The organism is Ruegeria sp. R13_0, from assembly GCF_017743995.1.
In the GTDB taxonomy this organism is placed as follows: domain Bacteria; phylum Pseudomonadota; class Alphaproteobacteria; order Rhodobacterales; family Rhodobacteraceae; genus Ruegeria.
The window spans coordinates 66,486-87,043 of record NZ_JAGHRB010000001.1 but is presented as its reverse complement, the minus strand read 5'-3'; the positions used below and the strand labels follow the sequence as shown (position 1 = coordinate 87,043).

The following is a 20,558-nucleotide window of genomic DNA, read 5'->3' as shown; positions in this document are numbered from 1 at the left end:
AATAGCCACAGCTACGAGAGGTGTGCCATGGCAACCGCGCTGAAGATCAACGGGAAGCAACATCAGGTTGACCTGCCGGACGACGTCCCCCTGCTTTGGGTCCTGCGGGATGAGGTCGGCCTGACCGGAACCAAATTCGGCTGCGGCGTGGCCGCCTGCGGCGCCTGCACAGTGCATATCGACGGAGAGGCGGTGCGTTCGTGCCAGGTGTCGCTGTCCGATGTCTGGGGCGATGTAACTACAATCGAAGGCATCGGCTCGCCCGAGGCGATGGCCGTGATCCAGCAGGCTTGGGTGGATCATCAGGTGGCGCAATGCGGCTACTGCCAGTCTGGTCAGATCATGCAGGCGGCGGCTTTGCTCGCTGAAAACTCCATCCCAACGGACGCGGACATAGATGACGCGATGCAGGGCAATCTGTGCCGCTGTGGCACCTACCCCCGCATCCGCGCTGCAATCCAAGACGCCGCTGGCAAGTTGCAGGAGGCTTAAGGCATGGGCAAAGTTGGAAAAATTCTGCGCCGCACCTTTCTGATCGGATCGGCCGCCATCGTCGGCGGTGTGGCTTTTGGCGGTTATTACGTCACCCGCCCCGCCCCGAACCCGCTGAAACCTGGCGAGGGTGAGGCCGCGCTGAACCCATTCATTCTGATCGACCAGAATGGCGTCACCCTGTTCGCCCCGCGTGCCGAAATGGGACAGGGCGTAAAGACGACCTGGGCTGCTTTGATCGCGGAAGAACTGGATGTCGATCTTGACCAGATCAACGTGCTGCATGGCCCTGCTGCGGCGGCGTATTACAACTCCGCGCTAGTGGGCGAAGGGCTGCCGAACAAAGGGTACGACATCTCGAACTTCCAGCACAATCTGGGTGAGGCGCTGGGTGTCCTCGGCAAAGCGCTGAGCCTTCAGGTCACCGGTGGCTCGACCTCGATGAAGGACGGGTTCGAGCGGATGCGGCAGGCCGGCGCGTCGGCCCGCGAGACACTGAAACGGGCAGCTGCCAACCGTCTGGGGGTTGACCCGTCGCAACTACAGACGGCCTCGGGGCGTGTCATCGCGCCCAATGGCGACAAGATCGCCTATACCGACCTCGCGATGGATGCGGCCGGTCTTGAGCCGGTCGAGGTGCCTCTGCGTGACCCGTCCGAATGGCGGTATCTGGGCCAGAACCAACCGCGTCTGGACATGGTTGGCAAAGCCACAGGCACCGCTGAATTCGGCGTCGATGTCCGGCTGCCCGGTATGAAATTTGCAGCCGTGCGCATGAACCCCAAGCTGGGCGGTGCGATGAACGGCTATGACGACAGCGCCGCAAAAGACATGCCGGGGGTCGAACAGATCGTCGATCTGGGCACTGGCGTTGCGGTCATCGCAAACAACACATGGCTTGCCAACCAAGCGGTGGAGGTGATCGACGTGGATTGGGGGGATGCCCCCTACCCGCCGGAAACCGACGGCATCTTCGCCAAAATCGCCGAAGCGTTTGACGATGCACCGAACTCGACCATGCGCGACGACGGCGACGTCAGCGTCACACCCGAGGGCGCAACCGAAATCACCGCCGAATACCGCCTGCCCTATCTGGCCCACGCCACGATGGAGCCGATGAACGCCACCGCGCTTTTCACCGGCGACGCGCTGGAACTGTGGTGCGGCAATCAGGCCCCCACTCTGATCCAATTCCGCGTGGCCAATACCGCTCGTCTGGATACGGATGCGGTGCAGATCCACACCACCTATCTGGGCGGTGGGTTTGGTCGCCGTGGGGAACTGGATTTCGGCGAGATCGCCACCAAGGTCGCCATGGCGATGCCCGGCACTCCGGTCCAAACGACGTGGAGCCGAGAAGAAGACATGCGTCACGACTACTACCGCCCTGGCGCGATCGCTCGGTTGCGCGGCGCTGTGAAGGATGGCAAAGCGGTGCTGATCGACGGCGCGGTTGCCGCACAATCCTGCACGCAGCAAGCGGTTGAACGCTATACCGGCATGCCCGGTGCAGGCCCCGACAAGGTTCTGGTCGAGGGCTTCTTCAACCAACCCTATGCGGTTCCGAACTACCGGATGAGCGGCCATATCGCGAAGCTCGACGTGCCCGTTGGCTTCTGGCGCTCGGTCGGCAACAGCCATAACGGCTTTTTCCACGAAACCTTCATGGATGAGATGGCCCATGCCGCAGGCCGTGACCCGCTGGAATTCCGGCTGGAGTTGACTAAGACCGAACACGCCCCTTCAGCAGGTTGCCTTGAGGCCGTGAAAGAGATGTCAGGCTGGACCGGCCAAACCCCGGCTGGCGTCGGTCGGGGGGTCGCCTTCACCTACAGCTTTGGCACTCCGGTCGCGCAGGTGATCGAGGTTGTCGACGAAGACGGCACCATCCGCATCAACAAGGCGTGGATCGCCTGTGACATGGGTCTCGCGTTGGACCCTGAAAACGTCAAGGCGCAGATGTTCGGTGGGATGATGTACGGCCTGAGTGCCGCTTGCTACGGCGAGATCACCTTTGCCGAGGGCGAAGTCGAGCAGTTCAACTTCCCCGACTATGACGCACTTCGCATGCACACGGCTCCGCAGGTCGAAGTGCGCGTTCTCGAGACCAACCGCCATATGGGCGGCGCAGGTGAGCCCGGTACACCCCCCTCAATGCCGGCCTTAGGTAATGCGCTGTTTGATCTGACCGGAGAACGCGCGCGAACCCTGCCGCTGATCAATCAGTTCGACCTACTGATTTGATCGCGACGCACCGGTCCGGCATCCCCTCCCGGCCGGACCGGTGCCAAAACTTATGCTGTTTGCTGCAGGAACCGCGTGCTTGATCCTGCAGACCAGGCTTTGACGGCCGCGCCAAACGCCTCAAACAACGGGCGCGAGACCGGGTCATTTGCAGCATCCCATTCCGGGTGCCATTGGACCGAGAGGGTAAAGCCCGGCGCATCTTTGACATAAATCGCCTCGGGCGTGCCATCTGGTGCGTGGCCGTCGATCACGACATTCTGGCCTACGGCCTTGATCCCCTGACCGTGCAGCGTATTGGTCATCACTTCGCGCGCACCGAACAGCCGGTGGAACACGCCGCCTTCGTTCAGAGTCACGACATGGCGCAGGGCGAACTTCTCCTCTAGCGTTCCATCAGGAGGCATCCGGTGGTTCTGCCGCCCCGGAAGGTCGCGAATCTCGGGATAGAGCGTCCCGCCCATCGCAACGTTAACTTCTTGAAAACCTCTGCAAATTCCAAAGAACGGCTGGCCCCGCTCAACACAGGCGCGCACCAGCGGCAAGGTGATCGCATCGCGCGCCCGGTCGAAATCGCCATGCGCTTCAGTCGGCGGCTCACCGTATTCCTCGGGGTGAACATTGGGGCGACCGCCCGTCAGAAGAAACCCGTCGCACGCGTCCAGCAATTCCTCGACCGAGACGTAACGCGGATCAGCCGGGATCAGCAGCGGCAAACACCCTGAAACATTCGCAACGGCATCCGAGTTCATCGTGCCACCGGCATGCGTCGGGTAGTTGTCATTCATCAAGTAAGAGTTGCCGATGATACCGACGACGGGTCGAGACATTCTGCTTTCCCAATTTATTTCCTAAACGTGTGGAAAAGCTATCGGCAGGGGCAACAGCGCGCAATAGCACAGGCCCTGTGTGTCAGCGCAAGTACATGTTCAATGCCGCACATCTATGCATCCGACGGGGGCATTGTCACAATCGGGCTCCCATTGCCCGCTAAACGTGCAATGCAAAAAGTCCAATTTGGGCGAGAGAGCCAGCGCAGGCTCTCTCCATCTTCAAGGAAATCAGCTTTCGCCAATAAGGTTCGCGGCTTCGATCCCTGCCATCGCCGCAAGCACGTCATTGTCGGAGGTGTCGCCCGTCACGCCAACGGCGCCAATCACGGCCCCTTTCTTGTCGCGCAACAGCACGCCACCCGGCACCGGAACAACCTGTCCACCGTAGACGCCGTTCACTGCAGCCATAAAATAAGCCTGCGCTTCGGCCCGCTGCATCTGCGCCGTCCCGGCCATGCCCAGCATGACCGAGCCATAGGCCTTGCCCTGCGCAATTCCAAACCGACCTGGGGCTGCGCCATCTTCGCGCTCGAACGCAATGACATGACCGCCTGCATCCAGCACAACGACCGAAAGCGGTTTCAATTCCAACCGGCGCCCCTCTTCCAGAGCTTTACGAATGATGGTGCGCGCCTTGCGCAAGGAAATTGCCATCCCTGATCCCCTTCATCTGGCTAAAAATATCCTCGGGGGAGCGCGAGGGGGCAGACAGCCCCCTCGGTCCCGTCCTATCCACTTAACCCAAGCTGGCTTTCAACTCCAAACGGCGGGCATGCAGGACCGGCTCGGTATAGCCCGACGGTTGCACACGACCCTTGAACACAAGATCGCAGGCCGCTTGGAACGCAATGCCATCAAAACCGGGTGCCATCGGATGATAGGCTGCGTCACCTTCGTTCTGACGGTCCACAACGGCAGCCATCTTCTGCATCGCCGCCATCACCTGTTCTTCGCTGACAACACCGTGGTGCAACCAGTTGGCCAGCGCTTGGCTGGAAATCCGGCAGGTCGCACGGTCTTCCATCAAGCCAATGTCGTTCAGGTCCGGCACTTTCGAGCATCCGACGCCCTGATCGACCCAACGCACGACATAGCCGAGAATACCCTGGGCGTTATTCTCGACCTCACGGGTGATCTCATCATCACTGAGGTTGCGGCCACCCAGCAGCGGAACGGTCAGCAAATCCTCCAACGTACCGCGTGCGCCACCGGCGGCCAGCTCATCCTGACGGGCCAGAACGTCGACCTTGTGATAGTGCGTGGCATGCAAAGTCGCAGCGGTTGGCGAGGGAACCCACGCGCAAGTTGCACCGGATTGCGGATGGCCGATCTTTGCCTCCAGCATATCGCCCATGCGATCGGGCATCGCCCACATGCCTTTGCCTATCTGCGCCTTGCCTTTCAGGCCGCAGGCCAGACCGATATCGACGTTTCGATCCTCGTAGGACGCAATCCAAGGCGTGTTCTTGATGTCGCCCTTGGGCAACATCGGGCCTGCCTCCATCGAGGTGTGAATCTCGTCTCCGGTCCGGTCAAGGAAGCCGGTGTTGATAAAGGCCACGCGCGATTTCGCGGCCCGGATACATTCCTTGAGATTGGCCGAGGTGCGGCGTTCCTCATCCATGATACCCAGCTTCACGGTGTTGCGCGGCAGGCCGAGGATGTCTTCGACCATGTCGAAAATCTCGACCGAGAAGGCGACCTCTTCGGGTCCATGCATCTTTGGCTTCACCACATAGACCGACCCGGTGACTGAGTTGCCGCCGTCGCGCGCCAGATCATGCATGGCGATCAACGTCGTGCAGAGCGCATCCATGAGGCCCTCGCCGATCTCTTTGCCCTCGGCATCCAGCACGGCCGGGTTGGTCATCAGATGGCCCACGTTGCGCACCAGCATCAACGAGCGGCCTTTGAGACGCGCCTCAGCTCCATTCACATCTGTAAAGTCCAGATCAGCCGCCAAACGCCGGGTAAATGTCTTGCCGGATTTGCTGACCTCTTCGGTCAGGTCACCCTTCATCAGGCCCAGCCAGTTGCCATAGGCAACAACCTTATCGGCGGCGTCCACGCAGGCCACGGAATCCTCGCAATCCATGATCGTCGACAACGCAGACTCGAGCCGCAGGTCCGAGATGTTGGCCGGATCAGCAGCGCCAATCGCGCTGATTGGGTCGATCATGATCTGAATGTGAAGGCCGTTGTTTTTCAATAGGACGAACTCGGGCCTATCAGCCGCGCCGCCATGACCCACAAAGCTCGAGGCATCCGCCAGCGCGGGAACCAAAGCGCCGGCCTCAACGCTCAGCTTGGTGACATCCGCCCAGGATCCGCTGGCCAATGGCACAGCATCGTCGAGAAACGCCTTGGCCCACGCAATGACACGCGCGCCGCGCGCAGCATCGTAGCCTCCACCCCCAGGCAGATCACCCATCGCATCCGTGCCATAGAGCGCGTCGTACAAGCTGCCCCAACGGGCATTGGCGGCGTTCAGAGCAAAGCGCGCATTGGTGATTGGCACAACCAGCTGAGGGCCGGGCGTTGTGGCGATCTCGGGGTCGACATTGGCGGTTTCGATCTGGAAGTCTTCACCCTCGTCGACCAGATACCCGATCTCGTGCAGGAACGCTTTATAAGCCTCAGCGTCGTGGTCCTCACCTTTGCGATCCAGGTGCCATGCATCCAATTGGTCCTGAATCTCTTTGCGTTTGGCAAGGAAGGCGCGGTTCTTGGGCCCCAGTTCGGATACCATGCGCGACAGGCCATTCCAGAAGGTCTCGGTGGTGACACCGGTTCCGGGCAAAGCCTGACCTTCGATGAATGCGACCAGAACCGGATCGACCTGAAGTCCGCTGCGTGTCTGTCTGCTGGCCATTTTCTTCCTCTCCCACGAATGTACGCCACTGTATGCCGCCAGCATTTAGAGCGAAAGTTTCCGATAGGCAACGTATGTCGCTACGTTCTGGTAAGAAAATCTTACCAAAACGGCAAATCACCGCCGCAAACAGCGGATACAGGCGGCTTGCAGCCCTGCCGCGATGCCCCTAACGTCGCCCTCGACCCAAGTTTTGCGAGGCCCCCGATGCGCGACGCCGCTCCCACCACGATCTACCTGAAAGACTACACCCCGTTCGGGTACCAGGTGGACAATGTGCATCTGACCTTTGATCTGGCAGCAAACGCCACCCGCGTCACATCCCGCATCGCCTTTCGTCCGAATCCAGAGGCCAGAGATCGCACCTTTTTCCTGCATGGCGAGCAACTGAAGCTGATCCGCGCCTCCATCGACGGTGCCGAAGTGTCCCCTACCCTCACGCCCGAGGGGCTGACGGTTACCGCCCCCGACGCCCCCTTTGTCTGGGAGGCCGAGGTCGAGATCGACCCCGGCAACAACACCGCGCTTGAAGGGCTTTATATGTCGAACGGCATGTATTGCACCCAGTGCGAGGCCGAAGGGTTCCGCAAGATCACCTACTATCCGGACCGCCCCGACGTGATGTCGACCTTCACGGTGCGTATCAATGGCGACCTTCCGGTGCTGCTGTCCAACGGCAACCCGTCCGGCAAGGGCGAAGGCTGGGCCGAATGGACGGATCCGTGGCCGAAACCCGCCTATCTGTTTGCTCTGGTCGCCGGAGACCTGATCGCGCATCCGGGTCAGTTCACTACCATGTCCGGTCGCGATGTCGAACTGAACCTATGGGTTCGCCCCGGCGATGAAGGCAAATGTGCCTTCGGGATGGAGGCCCTAACAAAGTCCATGAAATGGGATGAGGACGTCTACGGCCGCGAATACGATCTGGACGTATTCAACATCGTCGCCGTGGACGATTTCAACATGGGCGCGATGGAGAACAAGGGGCTGAACATCTTCAACTCTTCAGCCGTTCTGGCCAGCCCTGAAACCTCGACCGATGTGAATTTCGAACGGATCGAGGCGATCATCGCACATGAGTATTTCCACAACTGGACCGGCAACCGCATCACCTGTCGCGACTGGTTCCAGCTATGCCTCAAAGAGGGCCTGACTGTGTTCCGCGATGCGCAGTTCACCTCGGACATGCGCTCGGCGCCAGTCAAACGCATCCACGACGCCATCGACCTGCGCGCACGGCAGTTCCCCGAGGACAATGGTCCGCTATCGCACCCCGTCCGGCCCGAGAGTTTTCAGGAAATCAACAACTTCTACACCTCAACCGTCTATGAGAAAGGTGCCGAGGTCATCGGCATGCTGAAACGCTTGGTCGGGGATGAGGCCTATAGCAAGGCGCTGGATCTCTATTTCGACCGCCATGACGGGCAGGCCTGTACGATCGAGGATTGGCTGCGAGTCTTCGAGGACACAACAGGCCGCGACCTGAGTCAGTTCAAACGCTGGTACAGCCAGTCCGGTACTCCGCGCGTATCCGTGGCCGAGGATTGGGCGGATGGTACCTACACGCTGACGCTGAGCCAACGCACCGAGCCGACACCGGGACAAGAGGATAAGCAGCCTCAGGTCATTCCCCTCGCTGTCGGCTTACTGGGTCCGAACGGCGACGAGGTTCACGCAACCGAAGTGCTGGAACTGACCGAGGCCGAGCAGAGCTTTTCCTTCACCGGGCTTGCGGCCAAACCCGTGCCCTCGATCCTGCGCGATTTCTCGGCCCCTGTGATCCTTGAACATGACACTTCGAATGCTGAGCGCGCCTTTCTGCTGGCCCATGACACCGATCCGTTCAACCGCTGGCAGGCCGGGCGCTCGCTGGCCGAGGACACTCTGCTGCGCATGATCACCGATGAGGCGACGCCGGATTCCGACTATCTGGATGGCCTGCTGGCCGTGCTGCGGGACGAAACACTGGACCCGGCCTATCGGGCCCTGATGCTGGGCCTTCCGACCCAATCCGAACTCGCCGCCGCCCTGCATGACAAGGGCGTCACACCCGACCCGATGGCCATTTGGACCGCTGTCGAGGCTCTCCGTCAAGCCACTGCGCAACACGTACAGGATCTTCTGCCCAAGCTGCACAGCGAAACACTTGTGGACGCCCCTTATCAACCGGACGCGGCGCAATCCGGCAAGCGTGCATTGGGCGGAGCAGCGCTGGCTCTTACCTCTCGTCTCGACGGCGGCAGCAAGGCGGCAGACGCGTACCAATCGGCCGACAATATGACCCTACAACTGACCGCACTGTCCTGCCTGCTGCGCGCGGGCAAAGGTGAGACGGAACTGAGCGCCTTCTACGACCAGTGGCAGCACGACCGGCTGGTGGTCGACAAATGGTTTGGTTTGCAGGTCTCGATGGCCGCCCCTCAGTCCACGGTCGAGACCGCGCGGAACCTGACAGAGCATCCTGATTTCAATTGGAAAAACCCCAACCGGTTCCGTGCCTTGATGGGATCGCTGGCCATGAACCATGCGGGCTTCCATCAGGCAGACGGAGCGGGCTATGCCCTACTCGCCGACTGGCTGATCCGGTTGGACCCGGTGAACCCGCAGACAACGGCGCGTATGTGTTCAGCGTTCCAGACGTGGAAACGCTATGACGCCGACCGTCAGGCGCTGATGCGCGCCCAGCTGCGCCGGATCGCAGATACGTCCGAGCTGTCACGCGACACGACCGAGATGGTCTCGCGCATCCTCGGCGCATGACCTCTTTCAGCTTTACAAGGCAAAACCGGAACCCGCGTGTGGTGGTCTTGCTGATCTGCATATACGCGGTGCTAATCGGCCTGGTCCTTTTCGTAGAAGCGGCCTGGTGGTTGATGGCGTTGCTGGCGCTGGCAACGCTGCCGGCCGTCTGGGATATCGTAAAAGACACCAGTGCCGGGGTCGAACTGACCGACGAGAAACTACGCTGGTTCACCGGCCAACGCAGCGGTGAACTGGACCTGTCCGAGGTGGACCGGTTCCGGTTTGACACCCGCTGGGATTTCTCGGTTCGCATCTCGGCAGTGCTGAAATCGGACAAGCGCGTCCGCCTACCCGATGAGTCGCTGCCCCCTCACAAACAACTCGAAGACGTGTTGCAGCAGGCGGGATTTACCGTTGAGCGTCATCATTTTAGGGTTTTTTGAAACAATCCAAGGCCCAAGGGCCAATTGATCACACCCCGGGCTTACGCGCGCAGTGACTCCTTGAAATAGGTGCAATTTTCGGCAAACTGGACGGGTTACACGTTTGTTCCAGTTCGAGTTTTGCCATGTTTCGGTCTTTTAGGGCGGCTGCCGCCCGTATTTTCGGCTCTTCCAGTCCCATTTCTACGCCTTTGCCTGCGTCTGTTGCGGATGCAACCGCGTGGCTTGTCGCCTCGGGGCAGTTGAACATCCCGATTGCGGAAACGGATGACACCGCCGGTCATCAGGTGATCGAGCGCGGACGCCATCTGGCGCGTCAGGATATGTGGGCCGAACTCTCGCAAGAGATGCGCGCCGCGGATGAAGCACGTGAAACCACGCCCTGCGGTCAGCCGGTTGCCGACTTGTTGGGGTTCGGGGCCCGGGCAGATGTTGTGCTGGCGGCGGAACATGCCTTGTCGGATGGCAGAACTCAGTCAGACTATGACTTTCTGGCGGGTATCTCTGAACTGGAAGGTGAGATTCAGAGCCACCCCGATGACCCGATGATCGCCCTTGTGGTGGCATTGGCTCATATTGATTTGGCTTGGGCATGGCGCGGGACAGCAGACCCCAAAGACCTGCCCGCACTGCATCAATCTCGTTGCGCCGCGCATTTCGACCGCGCTGCCGATTTGCTGAAGGACTGCCGCTCTGCCATGCCGAACAGCCCAGCGATTGCCGCTGCGGATTGTGCCCTTTTGGCGGGCCATGTCAGCCCACGCACCCGTGTGGCAGACAAATACGAAGAGCTGATCACGCTTGACCCGCAAAACCATCGCCACATGCGCGCAATGGGCAGCCATCTATTGCCACGCAGGTTCGGGACCTACGACCAGCTGGAAGTTCAGGCCCTGCGCAACGCCGCGCGCACTCAAAAGACATGGGGCGCTGGCGGCTATACTTGGGTCCAGTTCGATGCCATCGCACTGGATGACGAAGCCTGCGCGCGCGTGGATGTCGAGTATTTTCTGGAAGGTCTGCACGACATCGTTGAACGCCGTCCCGATCAACAGACGATCAATCTGTTGGCGGCCTATTGTTCGGTCACGTTGCTAAACGGGATGGGCCGCAACCCAAAGGCCGACATCGCCCGCAAACAGATTTGCGAGGCCGCAAACTGGTTGATCCGCGATCACCTGACCGAGCTGCACCCCCTGATCTGGGCCCATGCGGCGAACGGGTTCAGCAACAGCCTTCGCGTCAACTCGACCGAGCGCTTTGCCGCTCGTGGCCGCCGAGATGCGCTGCGCGCGATCGCTGATCAACTGCGCGAGGAACTGCGCGATGGTCAAAGCGTGACCTTCACGCCGACGGGGTTGCAAGTCTCAGGGAACTAACCCCTTGCCCCTTTGGCGCGCCGGGCCTAATACGCAAGCCTAGACTTCTGCGGAAATTAGAGGCGCGCCATGCTCGACCTGACATACGAAATGCCGAAAATCAAAACCATTGCCGGGGCCAAGCACGATTGGGAACTGGTGATCGGGATGGAGGTGCACGCTCAGGTCTCGTCCAATGCCAAGCTGTTTTCCGGCGCGTCGACCCAATTCGGGGCCGAGCCGAACTCGAACGTGGCCTTCGTGGACGCGGCGATGCCGGGCATGCTGCCGGTGATCAACGAATATTGTGTGGAACAGGCCGTGCGCACGGGTCTGGGTCTGAAGGCGGATATAAACCTGAAATCGGCCTTTGACCGAAAGAATTATTTCTACCCCGACCTGCCGCAGGGCTACCAGATTTCCCAGCTCTACCACCCCATCGTGGGCGAAGGTGAAGTGCTGGTTGAGATGGGCGACGGCACCGCGCGCATGGTTCGGATCGAACGCATCCATATGGAGCAGGACGCGGGCAAATCGATCCACGACATGGACCCGCATATGTCCTTCGTAGACCTCAACCGGACCGGCGTCTGCCTGATGGAGATCGTCTCGCGCCCCGACATCCGTGGCCCCGAAGAAGCCGCCGCCTATATCGCCAAGCTGCGCCAGATCATGCGCTATCTGGGCACCTGTGATGGCAACATGCAGAACGGCAACCTGCGGGCGGACGTGAACGTCTCGATCTGTTTGCCGGGCGCTTATGAGAAGTATCAGGAAACGCAGGACTTCTCGCATCTGGGTACGCGCTGCGAGATCAAGAACATGAACTCGATGCGCTTTATCCAGCAGGCGATTGAGGTCGAAGCCCGCCGTCAGATCGCCATCGTCGAAGGCGGTGGTAAAGTCGATCAGGAAACCCGCCTGTACGATCCTGACAAGGGTGAGACCCGCTCGATGCGGTCCAAGGAAGAAGCGCATGACTACCGCTATTTCCCAGACCCCGACCTGCTGCCTTTGGAGATCGAACAGGCATGGGTTGATGACATCGCCGCCAAGCTGCCTGAGCTGCCCGACGAGAAAAAAGCGCGGTTCATCGAAGCGTTCGGCCTGACCGACTATGACGCCTCAGTCCTGACCGCCGAGGTCGAAAGCGCCGCGTATTTCGAAGAGGTCGCAAAAGGCCGCAACGGCAAGCTGGCCGCGAACTGGGTCATAAACGAGCTGTTTGGCCGCCTCAAGAAAGAAGACCACGACATCACCGACTCGCCCGTTTCTCCGGCGCAGTTGGGGGGGATTATTGATCTGATTTCCTCAGATGCCATCTCGGGCAAAATCGCCAAGGACCTGTTTGAGATCGTCTATACCGAAGGTGGTGACCCGGCGCAGATCGTCGAAGAGCGCGGCATGAAACAGGTCACCGATACCGGCGCCATCGAGGCCGCTTTGGACGAGATCATCGCCGCCAACCCGGCGCAGGTCGAAAAGGCCAAGGTGAACCCGAAGCTGGCAGGCTGGTTTGTCGGTCAAGTGATGAAAGCCACCGGCGGCAAAGCCAACCCCAAGGCCGTGAACGAGCTGGTTGCCCAAAAGCTGGGTTCGTAAGCCCGTTTTCACAGTTAAGCGACGGAGTCAGGCCACCCGCTTGACTCCGTTTTCTTTTACGCCCTTTCTTCCGCGCAGGAGAGGTGCCATGACCAGAAAATTCGATCAGGAACTTGAAGACCGTCTGATGCGCTACGCGGCTATCGACAGCCAAAGCGATGAGACTTCGCCTTCGACCCCCAGCACGCCCATTCAGTTCGACATGCTGAACCTGTTGCAGCAGGAGCTGACGGAAATCGGCGCGCAGGATGTTGAGATGACCGGCGACAGCGTCGTTGTGGCGACCATTCCCGGCACCGCCGAAGGGCCGACCGTGGGTTTCCTCGCCCATGTCGACACTGCCCCTCAATTCAACGCAACCGGTGTCAAACCGCGCGTCATCAAGGGCTATAACGGCGGTGAGATCACCTTTCCCGATGATCCCGATTTGGCTCTGTCCCCGGACGAACACCCTTATCTGGCCGAAAAGATCGGCCATGATCTGATCACCGCGTCGGGCACCACTCTGTTGGGCGCTGATGACAAGGCCGGCGTGTCGATTCTGATGACCATGGCGCGGCATCTGATTGAAAATCCAGACATTCCGCACGGGCCCATCCGCATTGCTTTCACTCCGGACGAAGAAATCGGGCGCGGCGTGACCGAGCAACTGCCCAAGGATCTCAAGGCCGATTTCGCCTATACACTCGACGGGCAGGAAGTGGGAGAGATCGAATTTGAAAGCTTCTCGGCCGACCGAGCAGTGATCAAGATCACCGGCGTGTCGATCCATCCCGGTCTGGCCAAGGAAAAGATGGTCAATGCCACCCATCTGGCCGCGAAGATCGTGCAAACCCTGCCGCAGGCCACACTGACCCCCGAAGTCACCGACGGGCGCGAAGGCTTCATCCACGTCACCGATATGAACGGCGGCTCGTCCGAGATGGAAATCAAGCTGATCCTTCGGGATTTCGAGATGGAGAGGCTTGAGGCCCAGCGCGATCTGGTGCGCAAGGTCTGTGACGCCGTTCAGGCCTCTGAACCGCGTGCGACCATCACCTGCGACATCAGCCATCAATACCGCAACATGCGCTATTGGCTCGAAAATGACATGACCCCCGTCGATCTGGCGCGCGAAGCCTGTCAGGAACTGGGGATCGAGCCGCTCTCGGTTCCGATCCGCGGCGGCACCGATGGCTCTCGCCTGACCGAGTTTGGCACACCCTGCCCCAACCTGTTCACCGGCATGCAGTGCATTCACGGACCGTTGGAGTGGATTTCGGTGCAGGACATGGCGCTGGCGACCGAGCTTTGCCTCTCGATTGTGGCCAAGGCGGCGCAGAAAACCGGCTGATTTGCGCCATTCGCGCAACGTCTCTTTCACCCGGCGACCTGCGTGATAAGTTGACGGCCAAAGGTACAAGGGAACAGTCGATGCCGCGCTACGAATACAAAGTCATTCCGGCCCCGCAAAAGGGCGCGAAGGCCAAAGGCGTCAAAACGCCCGAGGGCCGCTTTGCCACCTCGGTCGAGCAAGTGCTGAACGAGATGGGTCAACAGGGATGGGAATACCAGCGCGCCGAGTTGCTGCCCAGCGAGGAACGCTCGGGTCTGACCGGATCAACCACGAACTGGCGCAATGTGCTGGTGTTTCGTCGGGTGATTGAGGCCGACGCCACCGAGGTCGTGGCGCCCGTCGCACCACCATCGCCAACCGAAACGCCCGATGGGGTGCCCTTGGCTCAGCCCGTGCCCGGGCCAGATGTGGTTCAAGCCCCGGAACCGATTTCAGCCGAGGTGGATGAGCCGCCGTTGACGTTGAAACCGAGCGAAGAGGCCAAATAAAACGCATCCGAACCGCACGGCGCAAAGGGTGTGGTTTAGATAACACGAATTGAGCCAACGAAACTCAGGCGGTCATCCGTTACTGGGTTTTGCTCGTATCGCTACAAAATATCCTTCGCCACAGTACAGGGCCCCGGCCGCGATGAAACCTTGCTCCGCTTTTCTTTGTTTGTTCTCCGCAATCGCCTGCCAGATCGCGTTGCCTGCCAACGCGCAACAACGGCTGGGATGGGTCAGCCAGATCGACGGGCTCGCCGCTTATCAGGGCAGCGCTGATCTGGATCAAGGCGGAGACTTCAGCGCGACGCGATCGTTCCTGCGGGCCACCGGGCTGTACCGATTTGATAGCGAAACGTCACTTGGTATTTCAGTCAGCTACGGGCAGCTGGACTACGACTTCAGCGCGGCAGACAACCAGCCTTGGAACGACATTCGTGACATCCGAATATCGGCTCCTCTGCGGTTTCAGGCTGGACAGCGGGCCAGTGTGTTCGTGTCGCCTCAGGTCAGGTGGGACTATCAGAAAGGCGCCGCATCTTCGGATGGTCGTACCTATGGTGTTTTTGCGGGCGTCGCGTGGCAGGTCAGCGATAGCCTGACCATAGGACCGGTTTTTGGCGCCTTCACGCAGTTGGAAGATAGCGGTGTCGATCTCTTTCCGGCGCTTTTGGTGGATTGGGACATCAATGATCGCTGGAACCTGAACACCGGCTCCGGAATCGGTGCGACTCGCGGGCCGGGTCTGACCCTCAGCTACGAGTTGAATGACGATTTCAGCCTCTCGCTGTCGGCCCGGTCCGAGAAAATTCGCTTCCGGCTGGACGACGCGGGGCTGGCTCCGAACGGGATCGGTGAAGACAAGAGCCTCCCTGTGGTTGCGTCGCTCAGCTACACTCCGAATCCCGGTGTTTCTTTGACTGTCTTTGCCGGGGCCGAATTCGATGGTCGACTGAAACTGGAGGACGAAAACGGCGCCGAAATCAGCCGCCAGAGCTATGATACAGCACCTTTGGTCGGCCTCGCCTTTCGACTCCGGTTTTGATCGAGATTAAACGCCAATATCCAACGCCAAGGCATGGATACGCGGCACAACGTCGCCCAGTGCCTTGTGAACCGCACGATGTCGGGCCACGCGAGATTGGCCCTCAAATGCGGCGGCGCGGATGCGGACGTTGAAATGGCTCTCGCCACCTTCCTGAAACCCGGCATGGCCCCGGTGGCTTTCGCTGTCATCCACCACCTCAAGCTCACGCGGATCAAAGGCGGCCTGCAGTCGGGTTCGGATTTCGTCAGTCACAGTCATTTTTACGCTCAACGGCAAAAAACTTGCCGCCCCCCTCTTCTACTTTCGGCTGCTTAGACTAAACTGCTGCCTCCGAGTCGAGAAGATGCGTTCTTAAGGATCACAGCATGACGAAATCAGACCCTTTCGGATTCGATATGTCCGTCTCCAGCGCCAAGAAAAAGAACCCGCGCGGGCGTCGGGGCATGTCGGGCGCATCTGAGACCTCGGTGCGAATCTGTGATCATCCGGGCTGTGAAGAGGCGGGCAAGTACCGCGCGCCCAAGGCCCCGGACGTTCTGGATGACTTCTACTGGTTCTGCCAGCAGCATGTGCGCGAGTACAATCAGAAGTGGAACTTCTTCGATGGCACGACCGAGGCCGAACTGAACGCACAACGCACCAAGGACAAAGTCTGGGAGCGTGAAACCAAGCCCATGGGCGACCCCGAGGCCCGAGCCTGGGCGCGTCTTGGCATCGAAGACCCGCATCAAGTTCTGGGGGCAAACAGCACCCAGAACAAAGGCCGCACCTCGGGTGGCGGTGGCCGTCGCCTGCCCCCCACCGAACGCCGTGCCATCGAGATTCTGGAGGCCAATGATAGCTGGTCCAAGGCCGAGGTTCGCAAGGCCTACAAGAAGCTGATCAAGGTGCTGCACCCGGATATGAACGGCGGCGACCGGTCTCAGGAAGAACAGCTGCAAGAGGTCGTCTGGGCCTGGGATCAGATCAAGGACAGCCGGAACTTTAAATAGTTTTCGAGGCGCAGTTTCGAGGATGTCGAAAAATGCCGCGCAAACACCAGAAACCTCTTAGAGCAAAGCTGCAGCCCGACGATCCGTTCTTTCAGATCATCAGTGATGCCTACGCGGTTTTTGACTACGCAAAGCCGTCCAGCACGGATGTTTGCCAAAAGTGTTGTATGGATGCGGATATCGAAGCCGACTTTTTCTCGGCTCCCATCGCGGAGTTGCCTCTACACTATCTTCGGGACTGGTTTTTTGCGGCATACGACTCAAACGGAATCTCCAAGGGAACCTGGGGCTATTTGCTGCCTCGCGTATTGGAAGTCCTTGCTGCTGACGAAGAGGCTGCGAGTGTTGGGCTAGAAGTCAGCCTGAACAGGTTCGCAACCGGCAATCCGAACAATTGGTCTGCCGAAGAATGGCGCGTCTTGGATCGGTTTCAACGCGCATATCTTGAACGCGAAATCTCGCGAGACACCGGGTATCTCGATGACACTCTTTGTATGTTCGCTCTTGCCGGGTGGAACCTAGACAGCTTGTTTGCACAAGTCGCTGCGTCGCCCGACACGAAATTGGTTGAACGGCTTTGGAATGACTGGTGCAGGAATTGCATCCCTGGGCGAGAATCTGTTTGGATCACGGCGTTCTGGGAAAGCCCAGGCTACTCTAAAGCGTTTGAATTCTATACCTCCAAACTCCTCTATGACCGGTTCACTGAACTGGCGCTGGACGACGGGACCGAGAAACGACTGGCAGAGAAAGCCTTTGCGGTAGCCAGCGTTATTGAGCAAAACGGGTACTGGAATGCCATGGAATAGGTGCTGCATTGATGCATCACGCGTATTCAGCCGCCTACAAAACCAGCATCTGGCTTGATCGATCCACGGTTAGGCAATGCGTCAGAAAAAACCTGATGCATGCCTATGTTGAGGTCACACTTGCGCGGAATCTAGTTCTGATCGCAAGCGCACGTCATATCGTCGTAGGGCCAGTTTGAAAGAAACATCCGCTCAGCCCGACCCCGGCTCCTCTTCCCCTTGCCCTTGGTCGGAATATGTTGCACCACACACGGGTTCAAACCCGGCAAGACGGGCCTAAGGATAAGGACAAGGCGAATGGCTGACGGATCGATTGATATCAACGCAAAACCCACCGAAGAGATCTCGGTCCGTGACGTGTTCGGCATTGATACCGACATGGCGGTCAAAGGTTTTGCGGAACGCAGCGACCGGGTGCCTGCGATTGACCCGACCTACAAGTTCGACCCAGAGACGACTTTGGCGATTCTGGCGGGGTTTGCGCATAACCGTCGGGTGATGATCCAGGGCTATCACGGTACAGGTAAGTCGACCCACATCGAACAGGTTGCCGCCCGCCTGAACTGGCCCGCCGTGCGTGTGAACCTGGATAGCCATATCAGCCGGATTGACCTGATCGGTAAGGATGCGATCAAGCTGCGCGATGGCAAGCAGGTGACCGAGTTCCACGAAGGCATCCTGCCCTGGGCCCTGCGCAACCCCGTGGCCATTGTGTTCGACGAATACGATGCAGGCCGTGCGGACGTGATGTTTGTGATCCAGCGCGTGCTGGAGCATGACGGCAAGCTGACCCTGCTGGACCAGAACGAGATCATCACTCCGAACCCAAATTTCCGCCTGTTTGCAACGGCAAACACCGTGGGTCTGGGCGATACGACCGGCCTCTATCACGGTACGCAGCAGATCAACCAAGCACAGATGGACCGCTGGTCGCTGGTTTCAACGCTGAACTACCTCAGCCACGATGCCGAGACGATGATCGTTCTTTCAAAAGCGCCGCTGTATAACACGGCTGAGGGCCGCAAGACCGTCAGCCAGATGGTCACCGTTGCCGACCTCACCCGCACCGCCTTCATGAATGGCGACCTGTCGACCGTGATGAGCCCACGGACTGTGATCAACTGGGCCCAAAACGCCGAGATTTTCCGCAATGTTGGCTATGCGTTCCGCCTGTCCTTCCTGAATAAGTGCGATGAGCTTGAGCGCCAGACCGTGGCCGAGTTCTATCAGCGTTGCTTTGACGAAGAACTGCCGGAAAGCGCGGCAAGCGTGAGCTTGGGCTGACGCCGAATTGCACCCGGTTTCGGGCGCAATGCCTCCGGCGGAGGTATTTTTAGCCAGATGAAGGCGGATCCGGATTCCTGTTTGGTGGAAATCGGGACGGCAATGTGAAAGGCTTGGGGACATGGCACAAAAGAACGACAACCCTGCTGATCCGTTCAAGAAGGCTCTAGCCGAGGCTACAAAGGTCATGGCCGACGATCCGGAGCTTTCCGTAAGCTATACCGTCGATCCCTCAGGCCTTTCGGGTGAGGCAATGCGGTTGCCTCAGGTGTCGCGCCGGATGACGCGCGAAGAGGTTTTGCTGGCACGCGGAACGGCCGATGCCTTGGCCTTGCAGCGCCGCTATCACGATGACGCGACCCATATGCGCTATGCCCCGCCCGGAGATATGGCGCGGGACCTCTATGAAGCGATGGAAACCGCCCGGTGCGAGGCGATGGGTGCGCGGGATATGCCCGGCACGGCCTCAAACATTGATGTCAAGATCAGCCATGAGGCCTTGCGGCGCGGCTACGACCAGTGCAAGCAGCCCGCCGATGCGCCTTTGTCGGTTGCTGCGGGCTATCTGATCCGGCACCTAGCCACCGGGCGTGATCTGCCGCCGGCGGCCAATAATGTCATGAACCTCTGGCGTGGATACATCGAGGAACAGGCCGGCGGCACGCTTGAGAAGCTCGACGAAATCCTCTCGGATCAGGCAGAGTTTGCCAAGTTCACCCGTCAGGTGATCAAGGATTTGGGCTATGGCGACCAGCTGGGTGATGATCCTGATGAGCTGGACGAACAACAGGAAGATCAGGCTGAAGAAAACGCAGAAGAGCAGCCCGATCCCGACAGCACCGGGCAGGATGATCAGGAGGAACAGGATCCTGACGCCACGCCCGAGCAGTCGCAGGAAGAACAGCAGGATCAATCTCAGGCCCAAGTCTCGGTGGACGAGATGGCCGAGGATGAGATGGGCGATGAGGCCGAGATGCCAGAGGGCGAGGCTCCGCTGGAGCCACCTGCCCCTCCGCCTGCGTCCGAGGCTGATCCGGAATACAAGGTCTACCTGAACACCCATGACGAGGAGATCGCTGCCGAGGATTTGGCAGAGCCTGCTGAACTGGAACGGTTGCGGGCCTATCTGGATCAGCAACTTGAGCCGTTGAAGGGTGCGGTCAGCCGCTTGGCCAACAAGTTGCAGCGCCGTTTGCAGGCACAGCAGAACCGGTCGTGGGAGTTCGATCGCGAGGAAGGTATTCTGGACGCCGGTCGTCTGGCACGCGTGGTTGCCAACCCGACCACACCGCTGAGCTTCAAGGTCGAAAAGGACACCGAATTCCGCGATACCGTGGTGACCCTGCTTCTGGACAACTCTGGCTCGATGCGCGGGCGTCCGATTTCGATTGCGGCCATCTGCGCGGATGTTCTGGCCCGGACGCTGGAACGTTGCAACGTGAAGGTCGAAATCCTTGGCTTTACGACCCGCGCCTGGAAAGGCGGTCAGGCCCGTGAGGCTTGGTTGAATGCAGGTCGCCCTCAGCAACCAGGACGTCTGAACGATCTGCGTCACATCATCTACAAAGGTGCCGATGCCCCATGGCGGCGGGCGCGGCCCAATTTGGGTCTGATGATGAAAGAAGGGCTGCTGAAGGAAAACATCGACGGTGAGGCTCTGGAATGGGCTCATCGCCGGATGCTGGCGCGGCGCGAGGCGCGTAAGATCCTGATGGTGATTTCCGATGGCGCTCCGGTCGATGATTCCACGCTCAGTGTGAACCCGGCGAACTATCTGGAGAAACACCTGCGCGACGTGATCGCCATGGTCGAAAAACGCAAGATGGTGGAATTGCTGGCCATCGGGATCGGGCATGATGTGACCCGGTATTATGATCGTGCGGTTACGATCACCGATGTGGAACAGCTGGCTGGCGCCATGACCGAACAGTTGGCGGCATTGTTCGACAGCGACCCGCGTGCGCGGGCCCGAGTGATGGGGATGAAAAAGGCCAGCTGAGGCTGGCCTTGCCTCCGGC

Annotated in this window: 17 protein-coding genes; 13 read left to right on the top strand and 4 right to left on the bottom strand. The window is 59.7% G+C overall.

Features of this window, described 5'->3' with window-relative positions; all coding sequences use genetic code 11:
- Nucleotides 1–27 precede the first annotated feature (27 nt).
- Both J7394_RS00390 and J7394_RS00385 read left to right on the top strand, forming a co-directional pair.
- A complete protein-coding gene (locus J7394_RS00390) occupies nucleotides 28–492 on the top strand; it encodes a (2Fe-2S)-binding protein (protein WP_209250202.1) in 465 nt (154 codons plus the stop codon).
- Between the two features lie 3 nt (nucleotides 493–495).
- Complete coding sequence (locus J7394_RS00385) at nucleotides 496–2,736, top strand: molybdopterin cofactor-binding domain-containing protein (RefSeq protein WP_209250200.1); 2,241 nt, start codon at nucleotides 496–498, stop codon at nucleotides 2,734–2,736.
- Nucleotides 2,737–2,786: 50 nt separating this feature from the next.
- On the opposite strand, the gene J7394_RS00380 is transcribed toward J7394_RS00385, so the two are convergent.
- The 3 genes from J7394_RS00380 to J7394_RS00370 form a co-directional block, all read right to left on the bottom strand.
- Nucleotides 2,787–3,566, bottom strand: a complete 780-nt coding sequence (locus tag J7394_RS00380; RefSeq protein WP_170678481.1) for a gamma-glutamyl-gamma-aminobutyrate hydrolase family protein — start codon at nucleotides 3,564–3,566, stop codon at nucleotides 2,787–2,789.
- Nucleotides 3,567–3,797: 231 nt separating this feature from the next.
- Entirely contained in the window at nucleotides 3,798–4,223 is a 426-nt protein-coding gene (locus J7394_RS00375) for a heme-binding protein (RefSeq protein ID WP_209250198.1), read from the bottom strand.
- Between the two features lie 82 nt (nucleotides 4,224–4,305).
- Nucleotides 4,306–6,441 carry a malate synthase G gene (locus J7394_RS00370; RefSeq protein WP_209250197.1) on the bottom strand — a complete coding sequence of 712 codons (2,136 nt, stop codon included), beginning with the start codon at nucleotides 6,439–6,441 and terminating at the stop codon, nucleotides 4,306–4,308.
- A gap of 207 nt (nucleotides 6,442–6,648) precedes the next feature.
- Here J7394_RS00370 and pepN point away from each other — a divergent pair, with 207 nt between their 5' ends.
- From pepN to J7394_RS00335, 7 genes are all read left to right on the top strand, one after another.
- Complete coding sequence (gene pepN / locus J7394_RS00365; RefSeq protein ID WP_209250196.1) at nucleotides 6,649–9,201, top strand: aminopeptidase N; 2,553 nt, start codon at nucleotides 6,649–6,651, stop codon at nucleotides 9,199–9,201.
- Entirely contained in the window at nucleotides 9,198–9,626 is a 429-nt protein-coding gene (locus tag J7394_RS00360) for a hypothetical protein (RefSeq protein ID WP_209250195.1), read from the top strand. Before pepN ends, J7394_RS00360 begins: the two co-directional genes overlap by 4 nt.
- Before the next feature lie 125 nt (nucleotides 9,627–9,751).
- On the top strand, nucleotides 9,752–11,005 hold the full coding sequence (locus J7394_RS00355; RefSeq protein ID WP_209250194.1) for a hypothetical protein: 1,254 nt from the start codon (nucleotides 9,752–9,754) through the stop codon (nucleotides 11,003–11,005).
- 69 nt (nucleotides 11,006–11,074) lie between these two features.
- Entirely contained in the window at nucleotides 11,075–12,586 is a 1,512-nt protein-coding gene (gatB, locus tag J7394_RS00350) for an Asp-tRNA(Asn)/Glu-tRNA(Gln) amidotransferase subunit GatB (protein WP_170678470.1), read from the top strand.
- Nucleotides 12,587–12,674: 88 nt separating this feature from the next.
- The gene (pepT, locus tag J7394_RS00345) at nucleotides 12,675–13,919 is read left to right on the top strand and encodes a peptidase T (protein ID WP_209250193.1); all 1,245 of its coding nucleotides are present in this window, start codon (nucleotides 12,675–12,677) and stop codon (nucleotides 13,917–13,919) included.
- An 80-nt stretch (nucleotides 13,920–13,999) separates the two neighbouring features.
- Nucleotides 14,000–14,410 (top strand): DUF4177 domain-containing protein, encoded by a 411-nt coding sequence (locus J7394_RS00340; protein ID WP_209250192.1) that lies wholly within the window; start codon nucleotides 14,000–14,002, stop codon nucleotides 14,408–14,410.
- Between the two features lie 199 nt (nucleotides 14,411–14,609).
- Nucleotides 14,610–15,452, top strand: a complete 843-nt coding sequence (locus J7394_RS00335; protein WP_247747981.1) for a hypothetical protein — start codon at nucleotides 14,610–14,612, stop codon at nucleotides 15,450–15,452.
- 6 nt (nucleotides 15,453–15,458) lie between these two features.
- On the opposite strand, the gene J7394_RS00330 is transcribed toward J7394_RS00335, so the two are convergent.
- Entirely contained in the window at nucleotides 15,459–15,713 is a 255-nt protein-coding gene (locus tag J7394_RS00330) for a BolA family transcriptional regulator (RefSeq protein WP_170467973.1), read from the bottom strand.
- A gap of 107 nt (nucleotides 15,714–15,820) precedes the next feature.
- Between J7394_RS00330 and J7394_RS00325 the strand changes: the two genes are divergently transcribed.
- The 4 genes from J7394_RS00325 (at nucleotide 15,821) to cobT (ending at nucleotide 20,539) form a co-directional block, all read left to right on the top strand.
- A complete protein-coding gene (locus J7394_RS00325) occupies nucleotides 15,821–16,447 on the top strand; it encodes a J domain-containing protein (protein ID WP_170375034.1) in 627 nt (208 codons plus the stop codon).
- Nucleotides 16,448–16,479: 32 nt separating this feature from the next.
- Nucleotides 16,480–17,256: a hypothetical protein gene (locus tag J7394_RS00320; RefSeq protein WP_209250191.1), complete on the top strand. Its 777-nt coding sequence runs from the start codon at nucleotides 16,480–16,482 to the stop codon at nucleotides 17,254–17,256.
- 297 nt (nucleotides 17,257–17,553) lie between these two features.
- Nucleotides 17,554–18,540, top strand: a complete 987-nt coding sequence (gene cobS, locus J7394_RS00315; protein ID WP_170375030.1) for a cobaltochelatase subunit CobS — start codon at nucleotides 17,554–17,556, stop codon at nucleotides 18,538–18,540.
- Nucleotides 18,541–18,661: 121 nt separating this feature from the next.
- Nucleotides 18,662–20,539, top strand: a complete 1,878-nt coding sequence (gene cobT / locus J7394_RS00310) for a cobaltochelatase subunit CobT (RefSeq protein WP_209250190.1) — start codon at nucleotides 18,662–18,664, stop codon at nucleotides 20,537–20,539.
- Nucleotides 20,540–20,558: the final 19 nt, after the last annotated feature.

Coding starts and splice junctions, on each gene's coding strand:
- J7394_RS00325 (WP_170375034.1), top strand. CDS start 15,821: ATGACGAAATCAGACCCTTTCGGATTCGATATGTCCGTCTCCAGCGCC.
- pepT (WP_209250193.1), top strand. CDS start 12,675: ATGACCAGAAAATTCGATCAGGAACTTGAAGACCGTCTGATGCGCTAC.
- J7394_RS00360 (WP_209250195.1), top strand. CDS start 9,198: ATGACCTCTTTCAGCTTTACAAGGCAAAACCGGAACCCGCGTGTGGTG.
- J7394_RS00370 (WP_209250197.1), bottom strand. CDS start 6,441: ATGGCCAGCAGACAGACACGCAGCGGACTTCAGGTCGATCCGGTTCTG.
- J7394_RS00375 (WP_209250198.1), bottom strand. CDS start 4,223: ATGGCAATTTCCTTGCGCAAGGCGCGCACCATCATTCGTAAAGCTCTG.
- J7394_RS00390 (WP_209250202.1), top strand. CDS start 28: ATGGCAACCGCGCTGAAGATCAACGGGAAGCAACATCAGGTTGACCTG.
- J7394_RS00385 (WP_209250200.1), top strand. CDS start 496: ATGGGCAAAGTTGGAAAAATTCTGCGCCGCACCTTTCTGATCGGATCG.
- gatB (WP_170678470.1), top strand. CDS start 11,075: ATGCTCGACCTGACATACGAAATGCCGAAAATCAAAACCATTGCCGGG.
- pepN (WP_209250196.1), top strand. CDS start 6,649: ATGCGCGACGCCGCTCCCACCACGATCTACCTGAAAGACTACACCCCG.
- cobS (WP_170375030.1), top strand. CDS start 17,554: ATGGCTGACGGATCGATTGATATCAACGCAAAACCCACCGAAGAGATC.
- J7394_RS00330 (WP_170467973.1), bottom strand. CDS start 15,713: ATGACTGTGACTGACGAAATCCGAACCCGACTGCAGGCCGCCTTTGAT.
- J7394_RS00380 (WP_170678481.1), bottom strand. CDS start 3,566: ATGTCTCGACCCGTCGTCGGTATCATCGGCAACTCTTACTTGATGAAT.
- J7394_RS00320 (WP_209250191.1), top strand. CDS start 16,480: ATGCCGCGCAAACACCAGAAACCTCTTAGAGCAAAGCTGCAGCCCGAC.
- J7394_RS00355 (WP_209250194.1), top strand. CDS start 9,752: ATGTTTCGGTCTTTTAGGGCGGCTGCCGCCCGTATTTTCGGCTCTTCC.
- J7394_RS00340 (WP_209250192.1), top strand. CDS start 14,000: ATGCCGCGCTACGAATACAAAGTCATTCCGGCCCCGCAAAAGGGCGCG.
- cobT (WP_209250190.1), top strand. CDS start 18,662: ATGGCACAAAAGAACGACAACCCTGCTGATCCGTTCAAGAAGGCTCTA.